Source organism: Rugamonas sp. (assembly GCF_025354735.1).
Lineage (GTDB): Bacteria > Pseudomonadota > Gammaproteobacteria > Burkholderiales > Burkholderiaceae_D > Rugamonas.
The window spans coordinates 1-18,610 of the sequence record NZ_JANXMI010000089.1; the positions used below are offsets into that span (position 1 = coordinate 1).

Annotated in this window: 17 protein-coding genes; 3 read left to right on the forward strand and 14 right to left on the reverse strand. The window is 64.7% G+C overall.

The genetic code is table 11. From position 1 onward, the window contains the following. Positions 1-861: 861 nt before the first annotated feature. The 6 genes from rpoD to ybiB all read right to left on the reverse strand — a co-directional run bounded on the left by rpoD (position 862) and on the right by ybiB (position 8,886). Positions 862-3,102 carry an RNA polymerase sigma factor RpoD gene (gene rpoD / locus Q0S71_RS07930; protein WP_295993818.1) on the reverse strand — a complete coding sequence of 747 codons (2,241 nt, stop codon included), beginning with the start codon at positions 3,100-3,102 and terminating at the stop codon, positions 862-864. Positions 3,103-3,635: 533 nt separating this feature from the next. Beyond that, a complete protein-coding gene (dnaG, locus tag Q0S71_RS07935) occupies positions 3,636-5,432 on the reverse strand; it encodes a DNA primase (protein WP_295993820.1) in 1,797 nt (598 codons plus the stop codon). Between the two features lie 94 nt (positions 5,433-5,526). After that, entirely contained in the window at positions 5,527-5,976 is a 450-nt protein-coding gene (locus tag Q0S71_RS07940; protein ID WP_295993821.1) for a GatB/YqeY domain-containing protein, read from the reverse strand. 187 nt (positions 5,977-6,163) lie between these two features. Then, positions 6,164-6,376, reverse strand: coding sequence for a 30S ribosomal protein S21 (gene rpsU, locus Q0S71_RS07945; RefSeq protein ID WP_008451879.1), 213 nt, complete (start codon positions 6,374-6,376; stop codon positions 6,164-6,166). Between the two features lie 199 nt (positions 6,377-6,575). Further along, positions 6,576-7,784 (reverse strand): NAD(P)/FAD-dependent oxidoreductase, encoded by a 1,209-nt coding sequence (locus Q0S71_RS07950; protein ID WP_295993841.1) that lies wholly within the window; start codon positions 7,782-7,784, stop codon positions 6,576-6,578. 100 nt (positions 7,785-7,884) lie between these two features. Beyond that, positions 7,885-8,886: a DNA-binding protein YbiB gene (gene ybiB, locus Q0S71_RS07955; protein ID WP_295993842.1), complete on the reverse strand. Its 1,002-nt coding sequence runs from the start codon at positions 8,884-8,886 to the stop codon at positions 7,885-7,887. A gap of 80 nt (positions 8,887-8,966) precedes the next feature. On the opposite strand from ybiB, the gene Q0S71_RS07960 reads away from it, so the two are divergent. Both Q0S71_RS07960 and tsaD read left to right on the forward strand, forming a co-directional pair. After that, positions 8,967-10,025: a 3-deoxy-7-phosphoheptulonate synthase gene (locus Q0S71_RS07960; RefSeq protein ID WP_295993843.1), complete on the forward strand. Its 1,059-nt coding sequence runs from the start codon at positions 8,967-8,969 to the stop codon at positions 10,023-10,025. 99 nt (positions 10,026-10,124) lie between these two features. Next, complete coding sequence (tsaD, locus tag Q0S71_RS07965) at positions 10,125-11,165, forward strand: tRNA (adenosine(37)-N6)-threonylcarbamoyltransferase complex transferase subunit TsaD (RefSeq protein ID WP_295993844.1); 1,041 nt, start codon at positions 10,125-10,127, stop codon at positions 11,163-11,165. 17 nt (positions 11,166-11,182) lie between these two features. Here the strand turns inward: tsaD and eutC are convergent, their stop codons facing one another. The 8 genes from eutC to ybaK form a co-directional block, all read right to left on the reverse strand. Further along, positions 11,183-12,010: an ethanolamine ammonia-lyase subunit EutC gene (gene eutC, locus Q0S71_RS07970; RefSeq protein ID WP_295993845.1), complete on the reverse strand. Its 828-nt coding sequence runs from the start codon at positions 12,008-12,010 to the stop codon at positions 11,183-11,185. Positions 12,011-12,015: 5 nt separating this feature from the next. Further along, positions 12,016-13,401, reverse strand: coding sequence for an ethanolamine ammonia-lyase subunit EutB (locus Q0S71_RS07975; RefSeq protein ID WP_295993846.1), 1,386 nt, complete (start codon positions 13,399-13,401; stop codon positions 12,016-12,018). Positions 13,402-13,575: 174 nt separating this feature from the next. Next, positions 13,576-13,755: a hypothetical protein gene (locus tag Q0S71_RS07980; protein ID WP_295993847.1), complete on the reverse strand. Its 180-nt coding sequence runs from the start codon at positions 13,753-13,755 to the stop codon at positions 13,576-13,578. 174 nt (positions 13,756-13,929) lie between these two features. Then, positions 13,930-14,220, reverse strand: a complete 291-nt coding sequence (locus Q0S71_RS07985; RefSeq protein ID WP_295993848.1) for a DUF427 domain-containing protein — start codon at positions 14,218-14,220, stop codon at positions 13,930-13,932. A 24-nt stretch (positions 14,221-14,244) separates the two neighbouring features. Next, positions 14,245-15,300, reverse strand: coding sequence for a sensor domain-containing diguanylate cyclase (locus tag Q0S71_RS07990; protein WP_295993849.1), 1,056 nt, complete (start codon positions 15,298-15,300; stop codon positions 14,245-14,247). 131 nt (positions 15,301-15,431) lie between these two features. Next, on the reverse strand, positions 15,432-16,079 hold the full coding sequence (locus tag Q0S71_RS07995; protein WP_295993850.1) for a DsbA family oxidoreductase: 648 nt from the start codon (positions 16,077-16,079) through the stop codon (positions 15,432-15,434). A gap of 140 nt (positions 16,080-16,219) precedes the next feature. After that, positions 16,220-16,909, reverse strand: coding sequence for a glycerol-3-phosphate 1-O-acyltransferase PlsY (gene plsY / locus Q0S71_RS08000; protein ID WP_295993851.1), 690 nt, complete (start codon positions 16,907-16,909; stop codon positions 16,220-16,222). A 200-nt stretch (positions 16,910-17,109) separates the two neighbouring features. Then, positions 17,110-17,601, reverse strand: coding sequence for a Cys-tRNA(Pro) deacylase (gene ybaK, locus Q0S71_RS08005; protein ID WP_295993853.1), 492 nt, complete (start codon positions 17,599-17,601; stop codon positions 17,110-17,112). Positions 17,602-17,651: 50 nt separating this feature from the next. On the opposite strand from ybaK, the gene Q0S71_RS08010 reads away from it, so the two are divergent. Beyond that, positions 17,652-18,610, forward strand: a 959-nt coding sequence (locus Q0S71_RS08010; protein WP_295993852.1) for an endonuclease/exonuclease/phosphatase family protein, incomplete at its 3' end; no start/stop codon positions are given.

Consider the following 18,610-nt stretch of genomic DNA (forward strand, 5'->3'; position numbering starts at 1 on the left):
GTGTGTGTGTGTGTGTGTGTGTGTGTGTGTGTGTGTGTGTGTGTGTGTGTGTGTGTGTGTGTGTGTGTGTCCATACGATACCACAACTATTCTCAGTCACCGTTTATATGTAAACTTTCTAAAGACCAAGTAGCAAACGCGTAATACGATACGCCAACAAACAAGACAACACGGACGAAAAAAAACCGCAGCGTGTTTCCACACTGCGGTTTTTCATATTTGGTGGGCCCCCCGAGAGTCGAACTCGGCACCAACGGATTATGCTTACCAACTATGGCTTTCGCCACCCTTTTCAGGTTTGTGGTCTGGACTGTCTCTTGTCTTTACGACCTGCCCGTACAGTCTCTACACGTTCTCTCTAATGAGAGCTTCGCTCGGGATTGCCACGCTGCCTAAGCAACAGAGGTTTCCCCGAATTTGAGCAGTTCTACCAAGGGGCAGAGTGAACTTACCCCAAGGCAACCCAATCAATGTTCTCCGTCCTCTTAACGAGTCGTAGGAGAGCATTTGTTAAGTCCGCTGCTCTAACCAAGCATGAGCTAGAGGCCCTGAAAATCTAACGACTTGCAGTCTACAGCACTAACACTTTCTCAACTAGTTTAGTCCACTGCTCCAATGGGTCAAAACCATCACTTTCATTTGTAGCCTAGGTTGTAGCCTAGACACAGAAATAACAACGCAAGTCATTGATTTTATTGAGTTTTTTAACACTCATCGATGACTTATGAGTCCGCTGCTCTAACCAAGCATGAGCTAGAGGCCCAGTTGCTGCTGCGCTGGGACCGTGACACCTGCCCTCTGACGCGCTCGTTATGAAACGAACTCGCGAGGATAAGGGGTATCACGGACGCTAGTCAAGTCTTAGTTACCTTCCAGGAAGCTTTTCAGCTTGTCGGAACGCGATGGGTGGCGCAATTTTCGCAGGGCCTTCGCTTCGATCTGGCGGATCCGCTCGCGGGTGACGTCGAATTGCTTGCCGACTTCTTCCAGCGTGTGGTCGGTCGACATTTCGATGCCGAAACGCATGCGCAACACTTTCGCTTCGCGCGGGGTCAGCGAATCGAGCACGTCCTTCACGACGCCGCGCATCGACGCGTGCAACGCCGCGTCCGACGGCGCCAGCGTGTTGTTGTCCTCGATGAAGTCGCCCAGGTGGGAGTCGTCGTCGTCGCCGATCGGCGTTTCCATCGAGATCGGTTCCTTGGCGATCTTCATGATCTTGCGGATCTTGTCTTCCGGCATCTCCATCTTGATGGCCAGCGTCGCGGGATCCGGCTCGGCGCCCGTTTCCTGCAAGATTTGACGCGAGATGCGGTTCATCTTGTTGATCGTCTCGATCATGTGCACGGGAATACGGATGGTGCGCGCCTGGTCGGCGATCGAGCGGGTGATGGCCTGGCGTATCCACCACGTCGCGTAGGTCGAAAACTTGTAGCCGCGGCGGTATTCGAACTTGTCGACGGCCTTCATCAGGCCGATATTGCCTTCCTGGATCAGGTCGAGGAATTGCAGGCCGCGGTTGGTGTATTTCTTGGCGATCGAGATGACCAGGCGCAAGTTCGCCTCCGTCATTTCGCGCTTGGCCTTGCGCGCCTTCATTTCACCGGCCGCCATCTGGCGGTTGATGTTGCGCAAGTCCGGCAGCGGCAGCACGACGCGCGCCTGCAGGTCGATCAGGCGTTGCTGCAATTCCTTGATGGTCGGAATGTTGCGGCCCAGGATGGCGCTGTAGGCGTGGCCGGCGTTGACTTCGCCGTCCACCCAGTCCAGATTGGTTTCATTGCCCGGAAACACTTTGATGAAGTGGGCGCGCGGCATGCCGCATTTGTTGACGGCGACGTCGAGGATTTGCTTTTCGATGTGGCGTACTTCGTCCACTTGCCCGCGCAGGGTGTCGCACAGTTTTTCGACGACCTTGGCCGTGAAGCGTATGCCCAGCAGCTCGAAGGAAATCGCTTCCTGGGCCTTGATGTAGGCTTTCGAGTTGTAGCCGTCTTTTTCAAAGGCCTTGCGCATCTTGTCGAATTGCAGGGAAATGGTGTCGAATTTTTCCAGCGCCGTGTTTTTCAGCGCTTCGAGCTGTTCGGCCGAGAAACCGGCGGCGCCCGAGGCGCTCACTTCTTCCTCTTCTTCGGCTTCCTCGACTTCCTCTTCCTCGTCCTCGTCGTCCTCCTCCGGCACGACGGGCGCGACGATGGGCGCGCCATCGTCGCCTTCGTCGACCAAACCGTCTACAATTTCGTCGATCTTGATTTCATCGGTGCGGATACGGTCGGACGCGGCGATGATTTCGGCGATCGTGACCGGGCAGGCGGAAATGGCCTGGATCATGTCCTTGAGGCCGTCTTCGATGCGCTTGGCGATTTCGATCTCGCCCTCGCGCGTGAGCAGCTCGACCGAGCCCATCTCGCGCATATACATGCGCACCGGGTCGGTGGTGCGGCCGAAATCGGAGTCGACCGTCGACAGCGCCGCCTCGGCGGCCGCCTCGGCCTCGTCGTCGCTGGTGACGGTGGCGACGTTATCGGACAACAACAAGGTCTCGGCGTCCGGCGCGTGCTCGTAGACGGCGATGCCCATGTCGTTGAAGGTGCCGATGATGCCTTCGATCGCTTCCGGATCGACAATGTTTTCGGGCAGGTGGTCGTTGATCTCGGCGTAGGTGAGGAAGCCGCGTTCCTTGCCGAACTTAATGAGCGTCTTGAGTTTCTGGCGCCGGCGCTCGAGTTCTTCCTCGGTCGCTTCCGTGTCGGACGAGAAGGCGTCCTTCAGCAAGGCCTTTTCCTTGGCCTTGCGGTCCTTAGCCTTGGCCTTGTCGACCGCCTTCAGCTCGGCGCGTTCGACGGCGTTGAGCGCGGCCACTTCGTCGTTTTCGGGCTGGAATTCCTTGGGCTTGCGACCGCGCCGGCCCGGCACTTTGACCGACGGCAACACGTAGCCCGACGTGTCGATCGCGGCCAGCGTCGCCGCGTCCGTGGTCTGGCTCACCGCCGGCGGGTTGCTGGCGACTCTCGTTTCCGGTTTGTCGGCGGTTTTAGCCGATTTTGCGGTCACTTTGGTGGGCTTTACAGCCGCATTGGATTCAGGTTTCTTGATTGGCACAGGCGCTTTCGATTACACAACGACTTGCTTATTAGGATAAAGTTTCTTGCGGCCCTGACGGGCCTACGTCTACGCCGCCGCGCAAGCGCGACGCCGACAATGCTGACTTACTTACACCTCGTTGGGCACGATCCACGGCCACAACAGATACCCTACCCACGGCCTGGCCGGCCATTTTTTGGCAGAAATTCTACTGCATATGACATGCGCATGGGGCAAGAGCCTTGAGTGGTTCGCAGGCAAGCAGAACACTTGCCATGACGGCTGCTGCTGCGCGCCGCCTAAACCAAAGCTGGCCCTGGCCGCCGACGCCGTCTGTCCACGTCGATCAAGAGCCTAACTTACTGAAAACATTACTGAAAACAAAACGAAAATACAAGGCGAACACAAGGAAAACAATACAACACAAGATAGACGGCAACGGCAAAAACCATGCCAAAACTGACAACACTTATCGTTTTATTATAGCACGCCACTTTGCAATTTCCAGGGAACCAGCCCCCGGGAATGTGCGGCGTTTCACTCTGCGGACACTAGCGATTTGCTAGTTCGAACTCCGCCTCGCGTAACAGTTGATCTTGCCGTGAGGTAATTTCACGGTAGCGCACACCGATCTCGTCGGACGACAAACCGGCGGCGAACAACTGGCTCAGCTCTTGTTTCAGAGCATCCATTTTGATCTGGCGCACGGCGCCCTTCATCCACAGGCGCACCGCGTCGAGGTCGGATTCCGGCTCCCTGACGATCTCGCTGATAATGTCGTCGTATTCACTGCCCTGCGTCTTCAAGTGTTGCGCGAAAGCCGCAAAACTGCCGTGCTGGCCCATGGCCTGGCCGGCGGCGATCAACTGCCCCAGGCGCTCGGCCGGCTCGGCGCCGAAAAAGGCGAAGCTGGCCAGCGCTTCGCCATCGATATCGAGCGCCAGCGGCGGGTGGGCCACCAGGTGGCGCACGATCTGCAACTCCAGCCCCACCGGCACCGGCCGGCCGCAGCGCGGCGGCGCCTTGCGGGCGACGGCGACCGGCTTGGCCAGCTCGAACAGCACTTCGATCTCGGACGGCGTGCTCTGCGTCAGCTGCGCCAGGCCGCGCACGATCTGCAGGCGCAGCGACGACGGCGTCATCGCCTGCAACAGCGGCTTGGCGTCGAACTGGGCGCGGGCGCGGCCTTCCGGGCCCTGTAAATCATGCTCGCCGACCACTTCCTTGATTAAAAACTGCGACAGCGGCATCGCTTCCTGTATTTCCTGCGCGAAGGCATCGGCGCCGTGGGCGCGCACATAGCTGTCCGGATCGTGTTCGGTCGGCAAGAACAAAAACTTGATGGTCTTGTTGTCCGACACGTGCGGCAGACAGGCTTCGAGCGCGCGGCGGGCGGCGCGGCGGCCGGCCTTGTCGCCGTCGAAGCTGAAGATGACGACGTCGGTCTGGCGCAGCAGTTTTTGCACGTGGTGCGGCGTGCACGCCGTGCCCAGCGTGGCCACCGCCTGCGGGAAGCCCATCTGCGCCAGCGCGACGACATCCATATAACCTTCCGTCACCAGCACATAGCCGGCGTCGCGGATGGCCTGACGCGCCTCGAACAAGCCGTACAGCTCGAATCCCTTAGAAAATAAAGGCGTTTCGGGAGAATTCAAGTACTTCGGTTCGCCATGGTCCATGACCCGGCCGCCGAAGGCGATGACCTGGCCCTTGGTGTTTTTGATCGGAAACATCACGCGCTCGCGGAAGCGGTCGTAGCGCTTGCGGTTGCCGCCGTCCTCGTCGACCTTGTCGATGACGAGGCCGGACTCGACCAGCGCCAGCGCCTCGTAATCGGGAAACACGCCACGCAGTCCGTCCCAGCCGGACGGCGCGTAGCCGAGGCCGAAGCGCGCCGCGATTTCGCCGGTCAGGCCGCGGTTCTTCAAGTAGGCGATGGCGTCGGTGGCGCCGCGCAGCTGGCCGCGGTAAAAGTCGCTGGCGCGCGTCATCGCCTCCGTCAGCGCCATGCTTTGGGCCGCCATCTGGGCGCGCTGGGCCGGCGGGATCTTGTCGTCCTGCTCGGGCACCACCATGCCGACGTTTTGCGCCAGGTCCTTGACGGCGTCGACGAAGCCCATGCCCGAGTATTCGATCAGGAAGCCGATCGAGGTGCCGTGGGCGCCGCAGCCGAAGCAGTGGTAAAACTGCTTGGTCGGGCTGACGGTGAAGCTGGGCGACTTTTCGCTGTGGAACGGACACAGGCCCATGAAATTGGCCCCGCCCTTCTTCAGTTGCACATAACGGCCGACCACGTCGACGATGTCGACCCGGTTCAGCAAATCGGAAATGAAAGATTGGGGGATCACTGGGCTGGACGGTCTTGTTATGGATCAGACTATACTGCCGCGCGCCGCTGGTTTTGATCCAGATCAAGGCGCGGCACGGGGACGACGAAAAAACTCAAGCCGGCGTCAGCGCCTGCTTGACCAGGGCCGACACCACGGTCATGTCGGCGCGGCCGGCCAGCTTGGGCTTGACGATGGCCATGACCTTGCCCATGTCCTGCGGACCGGCGGCGCCCGAGGCGGCGACGGCGGCCGCCACTTCGGCGGCGATTTCCGCGTCCGACAGGCCGGCCGGCATATAGGCGGCCAGCACGGCCAGTTCGGCTTTTTCGATGTCGGCCAGGTCGGCGCGGCCGCCGGCTTCGAACTGGGTGATCGAATCCTTGCGCTGCTTGATCATCTTTTCGACGATGGCCACGGTCTGGGCGTCGCTCACTTCGATGCGCTCGTCGATTTCCTTGCGCTTGATTTCAGCGATCAGCAAGCGGATCGTATTGAGCTTGCCGGTTTCCTTGGCGCGCATCGCCGCCTTCATGTCTTCGGTGACTTGTTCTCTGAGACCCATGATCCATCCTTTTTAAATTCAACTGTTGCAACGATAGGCACGGAGCGCGCGCTCCAAATGCGAAAACCCGCTGCGGCGAACCGGAGCGGGTATACGACTCAGATGGACATTGCTATCCAAACGAAACAAAACATGGCCCGTGGCGTGCTGAGCGCCATACTGCCGGGTCAGTCCTGAATGAACAGTCTTAGAATAATTTTTTCGGCAGTTGCTGGCTGCGGATGCGCTTGTAGTGGCGCTTTACGGCAGCTGCCAGCTTGCGCTTGCGCTCAGCCGTTGGCTTCTCGTAGAACTCGCGTGCGCGCAGTTCGGTCAGCAGACCGGTTTTTTCGATAGTGCGTTTGAAGCGACGCATTGCGACTTCGAACGGCTCGTTTTCTTTAAGGCGAATAGTGGTCATGTAAAAATTCAAACCGTTGATTTATAGGAAGAGGTGGATAGTAGCAGCATTCTGCCAAAAAAGGAAGCGCCTAGCGCGCCGGACGGCCGCCACAGCGCATTCGCTCGTGAAAACAACGCAGTTTTCCTGGCAACCTTTACCCACGCCAACAGGGCGCGCGACAGTATGCGCGGCCGGCCCAGCGCCGGGACGCATACTATCAGACCGCCTGCCCGGCCGCCACGCCCGAGGCCCAGGCCCACTGGAAATTGTAGCCGCCCAGCCAGCCGGTGACGTCGACCGCCTCGCCGATGAAGTACAGACCGGGCGCCTTGCTGGCCATCATGGTCTGCTGCGACAGTTCGCGCGTGTCGATGCCGCCGCGCGTCACCTCGGCCTTGCGATAGCCTTCGGAACCGTTGGGCACGATGGTCCATTGATTGAGCGCCGCGCCCAGCGTGCGCAGCGCCGCGTCGGTCATGTCGGCCAGGCGGGCGTCGAGCGCGTAACCGTGGGCCAGCAGCCGGCCCTCGGCCAGGCGCGCCGGCAGCCACTGGGACAGCACGTTGCCGAGCTGCTTCTTGAGCGTGCCCTTGGCCGCGATCAGCGTCTGCGCCACATCCATCTCCGGCAACAGGTTGATGACGATGGGCGCGCCCGGCTGCCAAAAGCTCGAGATCTGCAAAATGGCCGGGCCGGACAGGCCGCGGTGGGTGAACAGCAAGTCTTCGCGGAAGCGCGCGCCGTCGGGATTGCGGCCCTTGAGCGAGCCGGTTTCGACGTCGACGGCCAGCGCGATGCCGGCCAGCGGCACGAACGGTGCCCAGCTGGCGTCGTCGAAGGTCAGCGGCACCAGCGCCGGCCGCGGCTCGACCAGCTTCAGCTCGAACTGTTTGGCGATGCGGTAGCCGAAGTCGGTGGCGCCTATCTTCGGGATCGACAGGCCGCCGGTGGCGATGACGACGCTGTCGGCCTCGATCTGGCCGCCGTCCGTTTGCAGCGTGTAGCCGCCGCCGACGTGGGCCGCCAGCGACTGCACCTTGCACGGCATGCGCCAGTGGACGTCGCCGGCCGCGCATTCATCCTTGAGCATGGCGATGATCTGCTCGGCCGATTCGTCGCAGAACAGCTGGCCCTTGTGTTTTTCGTGGTGGGCGATGCGGTGTTTCTTGACCAGCGCGAGGAAGTCCTGCGGCGTGTAGCGCGACAGCGCGCTTTTACAGAAGTGCGGATTCTGCGACAGGAAGTTGGCCGGGCCGGCGTTGATGTTGGTGAAGTTGCAGCGGCCGCCGCCGGAGATGCGGATTTTCTCGGCCAGCTTGACCGCGTGGTCGATCAGCACCACGCGCTTGCCACGCTGCGCCGCCACCGCCGCGCACATCATGCCGGCCGCGCCCGCGCCGATTACTGCCACATCAAACTTTGCCATGTCGTATCCGATCCCGCACTGTATCAAAGGCGTGATTGTAAACGGTGGCGGACCGGCCAACTTGAATCGGGGTCAGACCATACGATTTATACGGTTTATATCATTCCACCGGATCGCTCACGCGCTGGCGCGATTGCAGCGTGCGCGACACCAGCAGGCATTGCGCGACCTGCTCGGCGATCGATTCCGGCACCGCCACGTCGCCGGCCAGCACGCGCGCGATCCAGGCCGCCGTGGTGGCCGCGTCGCGCTCCCCGGGCAGCGACGGCAGCTCCTGCACGACGGTCTGCTTGGGCACCAGCATCGTGCGCAGGCCGCCGTGGAGCCAGTCGATCTGCTGCGCCTTGTTGGCGTTGGCCACCGTCTCGCCTTCGGTGCCGCGCATCAGGAAAGCGTCGCCGCGCGCGTGCAGCGCCTCGGTGGTGAAGAATTCGGCCAGCATTTCCAGATATTCGGGATGGGTGTAGGACACCAGCCGCAGCGCCGGCCCGGCGAACGGCTGCATGATCTTGACCAGCGTGTGCGTCGAATTGCGCACGCCGAGTATGCGCCGCAGCGACAGCATGTGCGCCAGTTTCGGCGCCAGCGCGTCGATGGTGATGAAGCCGACGTGGCCCTGCGCCAGCGCCTCCTCGACGTCGGCGTGGTCCTGCGCGGCCGTCACGCCCAGTTGCGCGAACACCTCGGCCGACGCCACCCGGCCGACGTCGTGCGCGACGCCGTGCACCAGCACCGGCACGCCTTCGCGCGCCAGCAGCATGGCCAGCAGCGGCACCAGGTTGGCCATCTTGCGCGCGCCGTTGTAGCTGGGGATGACGATGGGCGCGTACGCCCCCGGCGGCGCCGACAGCGGCGCGAACGAGGCTTCGGCGGCGTCGAGGAAGCCGGCGATTTCCTGCACCGACTCGCCCTTGATGCGCATCGCTAGCAGGATGCCACCGAGTTCGAGGTCGGAAACGCGGCCGTCGAGCATGGCCTGATACAGGTCGTGGGCGTCGTCGCGCGTCATGCTGCGGGCGCCGTGCTTGCCGCGGCCGATTTCCTTGATGAAGCGGGCCGCCGGGAAGGCGATGGGGGATGGGTTGGAAGTATTGGTCGTCATGACGCTAGCTTACACGAATGGGCTTTTCGGCTACACTGTGATTCCCCCGCAACGTCAACACAGCAAAGAAGCAGGCCATCATGATCTCCCAAGACATCGAAAACATCAACGTCACCTCCTTCGCGCCGATGCCGTCGCCGGAAGCGCTGCACGCCAAGCTGCCGCTGACGGCCAGCGCCTCCGCCACCGTGATGAAGGGCCGCGAAGCGCTGCGCAACATCATCGACCGCAAGGACAAGCGCCTGTTCGTCGTCGTCGGCCCGTGCTCCATCCACGACCCGGTGGCCGGCCTCGATTATGCGCGCCGCCTCAAGCAGCTGCAGGCCGAAGTGGCCGACACCATGCTGCTGGTGATGCGCGTGTATTTCGAAAAGCCGCGCACCACCACCGGCTGGAAGGGCTACATCAACGACCCGGACATGGACGACTCCTTCCGCGTCAACGTCGGCATGGAAAAGGCGCGCCAGTTCCTGCTCGACGTCTGCGAACTGGGCCTGCCGACGGCGACCGAGGCGCTGGACCCGATCTCGCCGCAGTACCTGGGTGACTTGATCGCGTGGACCGCCATCGGCGCCCGCACCACCGAATCGCAAACCCACCGCGAAATGTCGTCCGGCCTGTCGACGCCCGTCGGCTTCAAGAACGGCACCGACGGCGACATCAGCATCGCCGTCAACGCCATCCTGTCGTCGTCGCACCCGCACTCCTTCTTGGGCATCAACGCGCAGGGCAACGTGGCCATCGTGCGCACCCGCGGCAACGGCTTCGGCCACGTCGTGCTGCGCGGCGGCGACGGCCGGCCCAACTACGATTCGGTCTCCATCGCGATCGCCGAACAGGCGCTGGCCAAGGCCAAGCTGCCGGCCAACGTGGTGGTCGACTGCTCGCACGCCAACAGCTACAAGAAGCCGGAACTGCAACCGCTGGTGATGGCCGATGTCGTCAACCAGATCGTCCACGGCAACCGCTCGCTGGTCGGCGTGATGATCGAATCGAACCTCGTCGGCGGCAACCAGAAGATCCCGGCCGACCTGAGCCAGCTTATCTACGGCTGCTCCGTCACCGACGGCTGCATCGACTGGGACACCACCGAGAAGATGCTGCGCGAAGCGGCCGCGCTGCTGCGCCAGCGGCCATAAGGGACGGCGCCGCCCGCGCCCCGCCGGCGCGGGCGCGCCGGGGCCGGCCGCGCCGCTTTCCTTTACAATGGCGGATTACCCTCCCACTGCCCACCCTACATGATCGTTCTCGGCGTCGAATCCTCCTGTGACGAAACCGGCATTGCGCTGTACGACACGCAACGCGGCCTGCTGGCGCACGCCCTCTATTCCCAGGTCGCGATGCACGAAGAATACGGCGGCGTCGTGCCCGAACTGGCGTCGCGCGACCATATCCGCCGCGCCATCCCGCTGCTGCAACAGACGCTGGCCGGCGCCGGCATCGCCGCCGCCGACATCGACGCCATCGCCTACACCCAGGGTCCGGGCCTGGCCGGCGCGCTGCTGGTCGGTTCCTCGGTCGCGTGCAGCCTGGCGCTGGCGCTGGACAAGCCGGTGCTCGGCATCCACCACCTCGAAGGCCACCTGCTGTCGCCGTTGCTGGCGCCGGAGCCGCCGCAATTCCCCTTCGTCGCGCTGCTCGTTTCGGGCGGCCACACGCAGCTGATGCGGGTCGACGGCGTCGGCCAGTACACCATGCTGGGCGAGACGCTGGACGACGCGGCCGGCGAAGCCTTCGACAAATCGGCCAAGCTGCTGGGCCTGGGCTACCCCGGCGGGCCGGCCATTTCGCGCCTGGCCGAATTCGGCGACCCGACGGCCTACAAGCTGCCGCGCCCCATGCTGCACTCCAAGGATTTCAACTTCAGCTTTTCCGGCTTGAAGACGGCGGTGCTGACGGTGGTGAAGAACCACGAAGAAAAAATCATCGCCAACATCTGCGAGCAGGACAAGGCCGACATCGCGCGCGGCTTCGTCGACGCCATCGTCGACGTGCTGACCGCCAAATGCGTCAACGCGCTCAAGCACACCGGCCTGAAGCGGCTGGTCATCGCCGGCGGCGTCGGCGCCAACTCGCAGCTGCGCGCCTCGCTCAACGAGGCCGCCGCCAAGAAGAAGTTCAAGGTCTATTATCCCGAGTTGGAATTTTGCACCGACAACGGCGCCATGATCGCCTTCGCCGGTGCGATGCGGCTCATGATCAACCCGCAAGCGGCGCAGCGCGACTACGCCTTCAACGTGCGTCCGCGCTGGCCGCTCGACGAAATCAGCGTCGTGTAAATCGGCCGAACGGGAAATCAGCCGAGCAGGAAGTTGGGCGCGCGCGCGATGGCCGGCGCGCCGCCGTCCGGCGCCTCCTCTTTCAGCGCGACGCCGGACAGGCCGCGCCGGCGCGCCTCCGTCAGTAGATATGCCAGCTTGTCGACCGCCGCCGCATACTGCAAGCCGGCCGGCCGCACGTTCGAGATGCAGTTGCGGTCCGCGTCCGTCAGGCCCACGCGCGGCGCCCAGCTCAGATACAGTCCCATGCTGTCCGGTGAACTCAGGCCGGGCCGCTCGCCGATCAGCACCAGCACCGCGCGCGCCTTGAGCAGCGCGCCGATGTCGTCGCCGATGGCGACCCGGCCCTGCGAGGCGATCGTCAGCGGTGCCAGCGTCCACTGTTCCGCCGCCAGGCGCGCCAGCAGCAGCCGCAAAAACGGCGCCGCGTTTTGCGCGATGGCGCGCGCCGACAAGCCGTCCGCGATCACCAGCGCCAGATCGGCGCCTTGCCGCGGCCGCGCCGACAACGCCGCGCGCGACGCGTCGTCGAGCTGCCGTCCGAGGTCGGGCCGCTGCAAATACATCTGCCGGTCGGCCGCCGCGCTGTGGACCGTCACGCAGTCCTGACCCAGCGCGCGCAACGATGCGCTCAAGGCCTCGACGTCGAGCTGCGCGTGGACCGCGTCGCGCGCCTGCGCGTGCGCGAGTTGAAACGCCAGCTGCGCCCCGGTCGGCGCGCTGACGCCGGTGCGGCCCAGGGCAATGCGCGCCTGCGTCAGTCGGCGCAGGGCTTGCCAACGGTCGCCGGCATCGTCGCCTTCATCGCTGCCGCCCGTTGTAACGCTGCTCGTTGCGCCGCTCATCGCCGTCATCCCAGCCGCAGCACGGCGGCTTGAAACGCGGGCGGCAGCACGCCGGTCAGGGCGCCATCGGCGCCGGCGATGTCCATCTGCCGCAGCCACGCTTCGAACTCCGGCGCCGCGCGCAGGCCGAGCACGCGCCGCACGTACAGCGCATCGTGAAAGGAGGTGCTCTGATAATTGAGCATGATGTCGTCCGAGCCCGGCACGCCCATGACGAAGTTGCAGCCGGCCGCGCCGAGTAGCGTCAGCAGGCCGTCCATGTCGTCCTGGTCGGCCTCCGCGTGGTTGGTGTAGCAGACGTCGCAGCCCATCGGCAGGCCCAAAAGCTTGGCGCAGAAGTGGTCTTCCAGGCCGGCGCGCGTGATCTGCTTGCCGTCGTACAGATATTCCGGGCCGATGAAGCCGACCACCGAGTTCACCAGCAGCGGCTTGAACTTGCGCGCCACCGCATAGGCGCGCGCCTCGCAGGTCTGCTGGTCGACGCCGTGGTGGGCGTTGGCCGACAGCGCGCTGCCCTGCCCCGTTTCAAAATACATGACGTTGTCGCCGACGGTGCCGCGGCCCAGCGACAGCGCGGCCGCATGGGCCTCGGCCAGCAGCGCGAGGTCGATGCCGAAGCTGCGGTTGGCGGCCTCGGTGCCGGCGATGGACTGGAACACCAGGTCGACCGGCGCGCCGCGCCGCATCGCTTCGAGCGTGTTGGTGACGTGGGTCAGGACGCAGGACTGGGTGGGAATCTGGTAGCGGTCGATGACGGCGTCGAGCATCGTCAGCAGCGTCATCACCTGCGGCACGTTGTCGCTGGCCGGATTGATGCCGATGACGGCGTCGCCGCTGCCGTACATCAGGCCGTCGAGCAGGCTGGCGGCGATGCCGCTGGCGTCGTCGGTCGGGTGGTTCGGTTGCAGCCGCGTGGCCATGCGCCGCTCCAGGCCCAGGGTGTTGCGGAAGGCGGTGACGACGCGGCATTTGCGCGCCACCAGGATCAAATCCTGCAAGCGCATGATCTTGCTGACGGCGGCCGCCATCTCCGGCGTGATGCCGGGCGCGGCGGCGGCCAGCGCGGCGCCGTCGGCGGCGTCGGACAGCAGCCAGTTGCGGAAGTCGCCGACGGTCAGGTGCGCCAGCGGCGCGAAGGCGGCGGCGTCGTGGCCGTCGACGATCAGGCGCGTGACTTCATCGCTTTCGTAGGGGATCAGCTGCTCGTTGAGGAAGGTGGTCAGCGGTAGCGCGGCCAGCGCCATCTGGGCGGCGACGCGCTCCTCGGCGTCGAGCGCGGCGAGGCCCGCGAGCCGGTCGCCGGAGCGGGCCGGCGTAGCTTTGGCCATCAGCTGCTTCAGGTCGCGGAACAGATAGCTTCTGCTTCCGACCGTGTGTGCGTATCGGCTCATGGCGGGGGCGCTGGAGAGTGGTGTCGCGAGTGGTGTCGCGGCGCGTGGTTCGTCAACGGCGCGGCGGCGGGGTCGGGGTCAGACCCCGCTGTCACGTAAGCGACTGCGGCCGCTCAACTTAAGCGGGGTCTGACCCCGGTTTCAGCGCGGCGACTGATCCCGGTTTCAATGCCCTTACTGCCAGGCCGCCAAGGCCACGGCGGCCAAACCGCAGATCGAGGCGATGACATACGCACGCGGACGGTAGCGGCGGTTGCTCAACACCACGCCTTGGGCCGCCAGCCGCTCGCTGCGCGACGGTTTGTCGGCGGGCGGCGCCGGAATAGCGGAAATCTGATGCGTCACTGCGTTCATGATCTGCCTCCCCTTACTGGTCGCGAACCGTCCACGACGGCTCGAATCAACATTACAGCAATTGGCGTGCCAGCGCCAGCACGGTCCAAGCGTGCGATGGGGCGCGTCCGCAAGGTTTATTTTTTATCAAAGCACTTTTTTTGTGCAGCGACCGCACCGCCGCGGCGCGGGCCGTCAGCGCTGCACGTCGACGCCGCGCCAGAACGCGACGTAATCCTTGATCTGCTTGGCCGCCTCGGACGGCGCCGGATAGTACCAGGCGGCGTCGTCGTTGACCTTGCCGTCCACGGCCACGCTGTAATAGCTGGCCATGCCCTTCCACGGACAGCGGCTCTGGTGGCTGCTCTCGCGCAGATACTCGCGCTTGAGCGACGACGGCGGGAAGTAGACATTGTTTTCGACGATTTCAACTTCATCGTCGCGGGCGTCGGCGATAACGACGCCATTCCAGCTGGCTGTGGGCATGTTCGCTCCGAAAAATGACAGGGGTCAGCGCTCGACGCAGTTGCGGCCGGCGTGTTTGGCGCGGTACATGGCGGCGTCGGCTTCGCGCAACAGGGCGTCGCCGTCGGCGATGTCCATGTGGTCGAAGGCGGCCGCGCCCATGCTGGCCGTCACCGTCAGCACGCGCGCGCCGTCGTGGTGGGTCAGCGCTTCGAGTTTGGCGCGCAGTGTTTCGGCGAACTTGAGCGCGCCCTCGATGGGCGTGTTGGGCAGGATCACGCACAGCTCCTCGCCGCCGTAACGGCCGGCCACGTCGATCACGCGCACGCTGTCGCGCAGCAAACGGCCGACGCTGGCGAGCACCTGGTCGCCGACGATGTGGCCGTGGCCGTCGTTGATGCGCTTGAAGTGGTCGAGGTCTATCATGACGGCCGACAGCGGCGAGCGGAAGCGCTTGGCGCGCGCCGTCTCGAACTTGAGCCTTTGCAGCAGCGAGCGGCGGTTGTGCAGGCCGGTCAGGTCGTCGGTCGTGGCCAGCAGCTCCAGTTCGCGCATCGACGACTGCAAGGCTTTTTCATTGGCGCGCAATTCGATCAGGGCCATCACCTGGCGCGACAGGCGCGACAGCATGCGGCGCTGCTCGTCGTCCAGCGTGCCGGGCTTGGTGTCCATCACGCACAGGGTGCCGATGGGGTAGCCGTCCGACGACGTCAGCGCCACGCTGCTGTACATGCGCATGAACGGCGCGTCGACCGTGAGCGGCATGGCGGCCGTGCGCGGGTCCAGCGTCAGGTCGGCGATGTCGGTGGCGGCCTCGCCCAGCACGGCCAGCGAGCAGTAGCACTGGTCGCGCGGCAGCGACTCCAGCGCCAGGCCGGTGTAGGACTTGACCCAGACGCGCTCGGCGTCCACCAGCGAGATGAAGGAATACGGCACGCCGCAGACCTTGGCGGCCAGTTCGGTGAGGAAGGTGAAGTCGAGGCAGGTGGGCGTGTCGAGCACGTTGTAGCGGTGCAGCGCGGCCAGGCGCAGATGGTCTTGCGGTGGCTCGACCGGCGGCCGGGCGGTGGGGAGCGTGTGGATATTCGGTGCGGCCAGCATGTGTCTCTTCCCCTGTGTAGCGTATGACGCTCTATTGCGATGGTGATGTCCGGGCGGTGGTGCCGCCGGCTCAGTTTATCGCAAAACAGGGAGGCGCGGGCCCGCCCGGGCCCGCGGCGTGGCCGCTTTTTTTAGGCCTCGGCCATAATCTGGCGCAGCGCTTTTTCAAACACGTGGGCCGGCTGGCCGCCGGAGATCAGGTGGCGCTCGTTGATGATGACGGCCGGCACCGAGTTGATGCCGTGGCGCTGGAAGAAGCGTTCGCGCTCGTGCACCTCGTCGGCGTAGCGGTCCGAGCGCAGCACGGCCAGCGCCTCGCCCTCGTTCAAGCCGACGGTGCCCGCCACGCGCGCCAGCACCTCGTGCGAGCTGGGATCTTCGCCGTCGGTGAAATAGGCGGCGAACAGCGCGTGCTTGAGCTGGCGCTGCTGGCCCTCGACACCGGCCCAGTACAGCAGGCGGTGAGCGTCGAAGGTGTTGTAGATGCGGCTGCGCTTGTCCATGTTGAAGGTGAAGCCGGCCTCGGCGCCGCGCGCCCGTATCATTTCGCGCGACTGGGCTTGCTGCTCCGCCGTCGATCCGTATTTTTCCGCGATGTGCTCGCCGATGTCCTGGCCGGCCGGCGCCATGTCGGGATTGAGCTCGAAGGGCTGGATGTGCAGCTCGGCGCTGACATCGTCGCCGATGTTGAGCAGCGCCTGTTCCAGCGCGTTGAGGCCGATCGCGCACCAGGGGCAGGAAACGTCGGAAACGAAATCGATTTTGAGGGTGGTGGTCATGGGCGAGCCTTTGCTGTCTGCGGTGGGTGGCGCCGCACGCGGTGGCGGCGCAATGGCCACTATATAGCGACGGCGGCGCACAATTCAAGCGGCGCCGCGCCTAAGGCCATGGTCCCACGGCGTATATTATATAAACGATATTATTTTTTCCGGGCGGGTGTCGTGGCTTGCGCCTTGGCCTTGGCCTTGGCCGGATGCTGGAGCGCGCCGGACGGTTCGGCGGCGGCGCCGCTCTTGCTGCCGAGGCGGCTTTCCTTGCCGGCCATCAGATTGCCGATGTTCTTGCTGTGGCGGTAGAACAGCAGCAGGCTCATGCCGATGACGGCGGCCAGTTGCGCGTCGACGCCGTTGAGCAGGCAATAGTACAGCGGCGCGAACACGGCCGCGATCAGGGCCGCCAGCGACGAGTAGCGGAAGGCGAAGGCGATCACCAGCCACGTGGCCAGGGTGCCGACGCCGAGCCAGACGTCCAGGCCCAGCAGCACGCCCAGCGCCGTCGCCACGCCCTTGCCGCCGACGAAGCGGAAGAACACCGGCCACAGATGGCCGAGGAAGACGGCCAGCGCCACCAGGGCGATGGTGATGTCGCCGACGCCGAGCTGCTCGGCGTAGCGGTCGGCCAGGAACACGGCCAGCCAGCCCTTGAAGCCGTCGCCCAGCAGGGTCAGCACGGCGGCCGCCTTGTGGCCGCTGCGCAGCACATTGGTGGCGCCGGGATTTTTGGAACCGTAGGTGCGCGGATCGGCGATGCCGAACAACTTGCTCATCACGACGGCAAACGAGATCGAGCCGATCAGATAGGCGGCCACGGTCATCAATACTGTATTCATTATTCCCCTCGAATTATTTTTACCCGGCGCCTGCGGCCGGGGGCTGCTGAATATACACCATGCGCGGGCAGGGACCGCAAAGTTGTGGGCCGGGCTGGCGCGCAGCCGGACAATCGGGATCAAGACCCTGGGGTCAGACCCCGCCATAGGCCGGCGACTGCGGCCGGCCACGGCAAACATCTCCGCCCTGGCCGGCGGCGTCAATCGGCCAGCGCGCAGTGCACCGGCCGGGCGGCGAGCACGTCGAGCAGCACCTGCGGCGCGATGCCGACCAGGTAGCCGCGCCGGCCGCCATTGATATAAATCGTTTCCAGCGCCAGGATGCTTTCCTCGACATACACCGGCATCGCCTTCTTGCTGCCGAACGGCGACGTGCCGCCCACCTGGTAGCCGCTGTGGCGCTGCGCCACCTCCGGCTTGCACGGCTCGACCGATTTGCAGCCGATGGCGCGCGCCAGGTTTTTGGTCGACACCTTGCAATCGCCGTGCATCAGCACCATCAATGGCTTGGCGGCGTCGTCCTGCATCACCAGCGTCTTGACGACGCTGTGCTCGTCGACGCCGAGCTCGCGCGCCGACACGCCGGTGCCGCCGTGCTCCTCATAGTGGTAGGGGTGTTCCGAGAACGCCACCAGCCGCTTGCGCAGCAACTGCGTGGCCGGGGTTTCGGAAATATGCTCTTTTTTCGCCATGCGTGGTACGCTCATCGTTCAATCGGGATGACTCGGGGGGGTGCCTGAATATGCAGCAGGAAATTCGTTTTGCCACTTTCAACGTCTGCAACCTGGCGCCGCCTGGAGCCAAATTGTACGACAATCTGGCGCCGCTGACCGAGGCCGAATACGCGGCCAAGGTGGCGTGGACGGCGCAGCAGCTCGACCAGCTCGACGCCGACGTCATCGGCCTGCAAGAGATATTCTCGCAGGACGCGCTGCGCGCCGTGCTGGCGCAAAGCAGCCGCTACCGCGACGCCGCGCTGGCCGGCCTCGACCCCGACCCGGCCGCCGAGCGCCTGACGCCGCAGGTGGCGCTGGTGTCGCGCCTGCCGCTGGCCGGCCCGGTGCGCCACTACCCGGCCTTCCCCGACGGCGTGGCCCTGCCCGGCGGCAGCCGCGACGCCGAGCGCTTCGCGCGCGCGCCGCTGCACGCGGCGGTGCGGCTGGCCGACGGCCGCGTGGTCGACGTCATCGTCGTCCACCTGAAATCGAAGCGGCCCGATTACCGCAACGGCGACAACGGCGACGATCCGGTGCTGTACGCGCAGGCCCAGCTGCGCTCGCTGATCCGGCGCGGCACCGAGGCGGTGGCGCTGCGCGCGCTGCTGCACCGCATGCGCCACAGCGGCGGCGCGCGCCAGCCCTGCGTCGTCATGGGCGACTTCAACGACACGGCCGACGCCGTCACCACCACCATCGTGCTCGGCGGCGGCAGCGGCGCCGGCGCGCCGGGCGAGGAGCTGGGCGGGCGGCTGTTCGACGCCAACCAGATCCAGCTGCGGCAAGACCATTTGCGCCACGTCGGCTACACCAATATCCACGAGGGGCATTACATGACCATCGACCATGTGCTGGTGTCGGAGGAATTCAATCCGGCGTCGCGCTATGCGATCGGCGAGGTGCTCGACGTCAGCTATCTGAACGACCATTTGCTGCGGGAGCGGCCGGAGAGTTCCGACCACGGCCAGGTGCTGGTGCGGCTGCG

What these genes read in the sequence shown, in the direction of transcription:
- Q0S71_RS07940 (WP_295993821.1), bottom strand. Translation starts at nt 5,976, where the DNA reads ATGGGTCTCAGAGAACAAGTCACCGAAGACATGAAGGCGGCGATGCGC.
- rpsU (WP_008451879.1), bottom strand. Translation starts at nt 6,376, where the DNA reads ATGACCACTATTCGCCTTAAAGAAAACGAGCCGTTCGAAGTCGCAATG.
- Q0S71_RS07950 (WP_295993841.1), bottom strand. Translation starts at nt 7,784, where the DNA reads ATGGCAAAGTTTGATGTGGCAGTAATCGGCGCGGGCGCGGCCGGCATG.
- ybiB (WP_295993842.1), bottom strand. Translation starts at nt 8,886, where the DNA reads ATGACGACCAATACTTCCAACCCATCCCCCATCGCCTTCCCGGCGGCC.
- Q0S71_RS07960 (WP_295993843.1), top strand. Translation starts at nt 8,967, where the DNA reads ATGATCTCCCAAGACATCGAAAACATCAACGTCACCTCCTTCGCGCCG.
- tsaD (WP_295993844.1), top strand. Translation starts at nt 10,125, where the DNA reads ATGATCGTTCTCGGCGTCGAATCCTCCTGTGACGAAACCGGCATTGCG.
- eutC (WP_295993845.1), bottom strand. Translation starts at nt 12,010, where the DNA reads ATGAGCGGCGCAACGAGCAGCGTTACAACGGGCGGCAGCGATGAAGGC.
- Q0S71_RS07975 (WP_295993846.1), bottom strand. Translation starts at nt 13,401, where the DNA reads ATGAGCCGATACGCACACACGGTCGGAAGCAGAAGCTATCTGTTCCGC.
- Q0S71_RS07980 (WP_295993847.1), bottom strand. Translation starts at nt 13,755, where the DNA reads ATGAACGCAGTGACGCATCAGATTTCCGCTATTCCGGCGCCGCCCGCC.
- Q0S71_RS07985 (WP_295993848.1), bottom strand. Translation starts at nt 14,220, where the DNA reads ATGCCCACAGCCAGCTGGAATGGCGTCGTTATCGCCGACGCCCGCGAC.
- Q0S71_RS07990 (WP_295993849.1), bottom strand. Translation starts at nt 15,300, where the DNA reads ATGCTGGCCGCACCGAATATCCACACGCTCCCCACCGCCCGGCCGCCG.
- Q0S71_RS07995 (WP_295993850.1), bottom strand. Translation starts at nt 16,079, where the DNA reads ATGACCACCACCCTCAAAATCGATTTCGTTTCCGACGTTTCCTGCCCC.
- plsY (WP_295993851.1), bottom strand. Translation starts at nt 16,909, where the DNA reads ATGAATACAGTATTGATGACCGTGGCCGCCTATCTGATCGGCTCGATC.
- ybaK (WP_295993853.1), bottom strand. Translation starts at nt 17,601, where the DNA reads ATGGCGAAAAAAGAGCATATTTCCGAAACCCCGGCCACGCAGTTGCTG.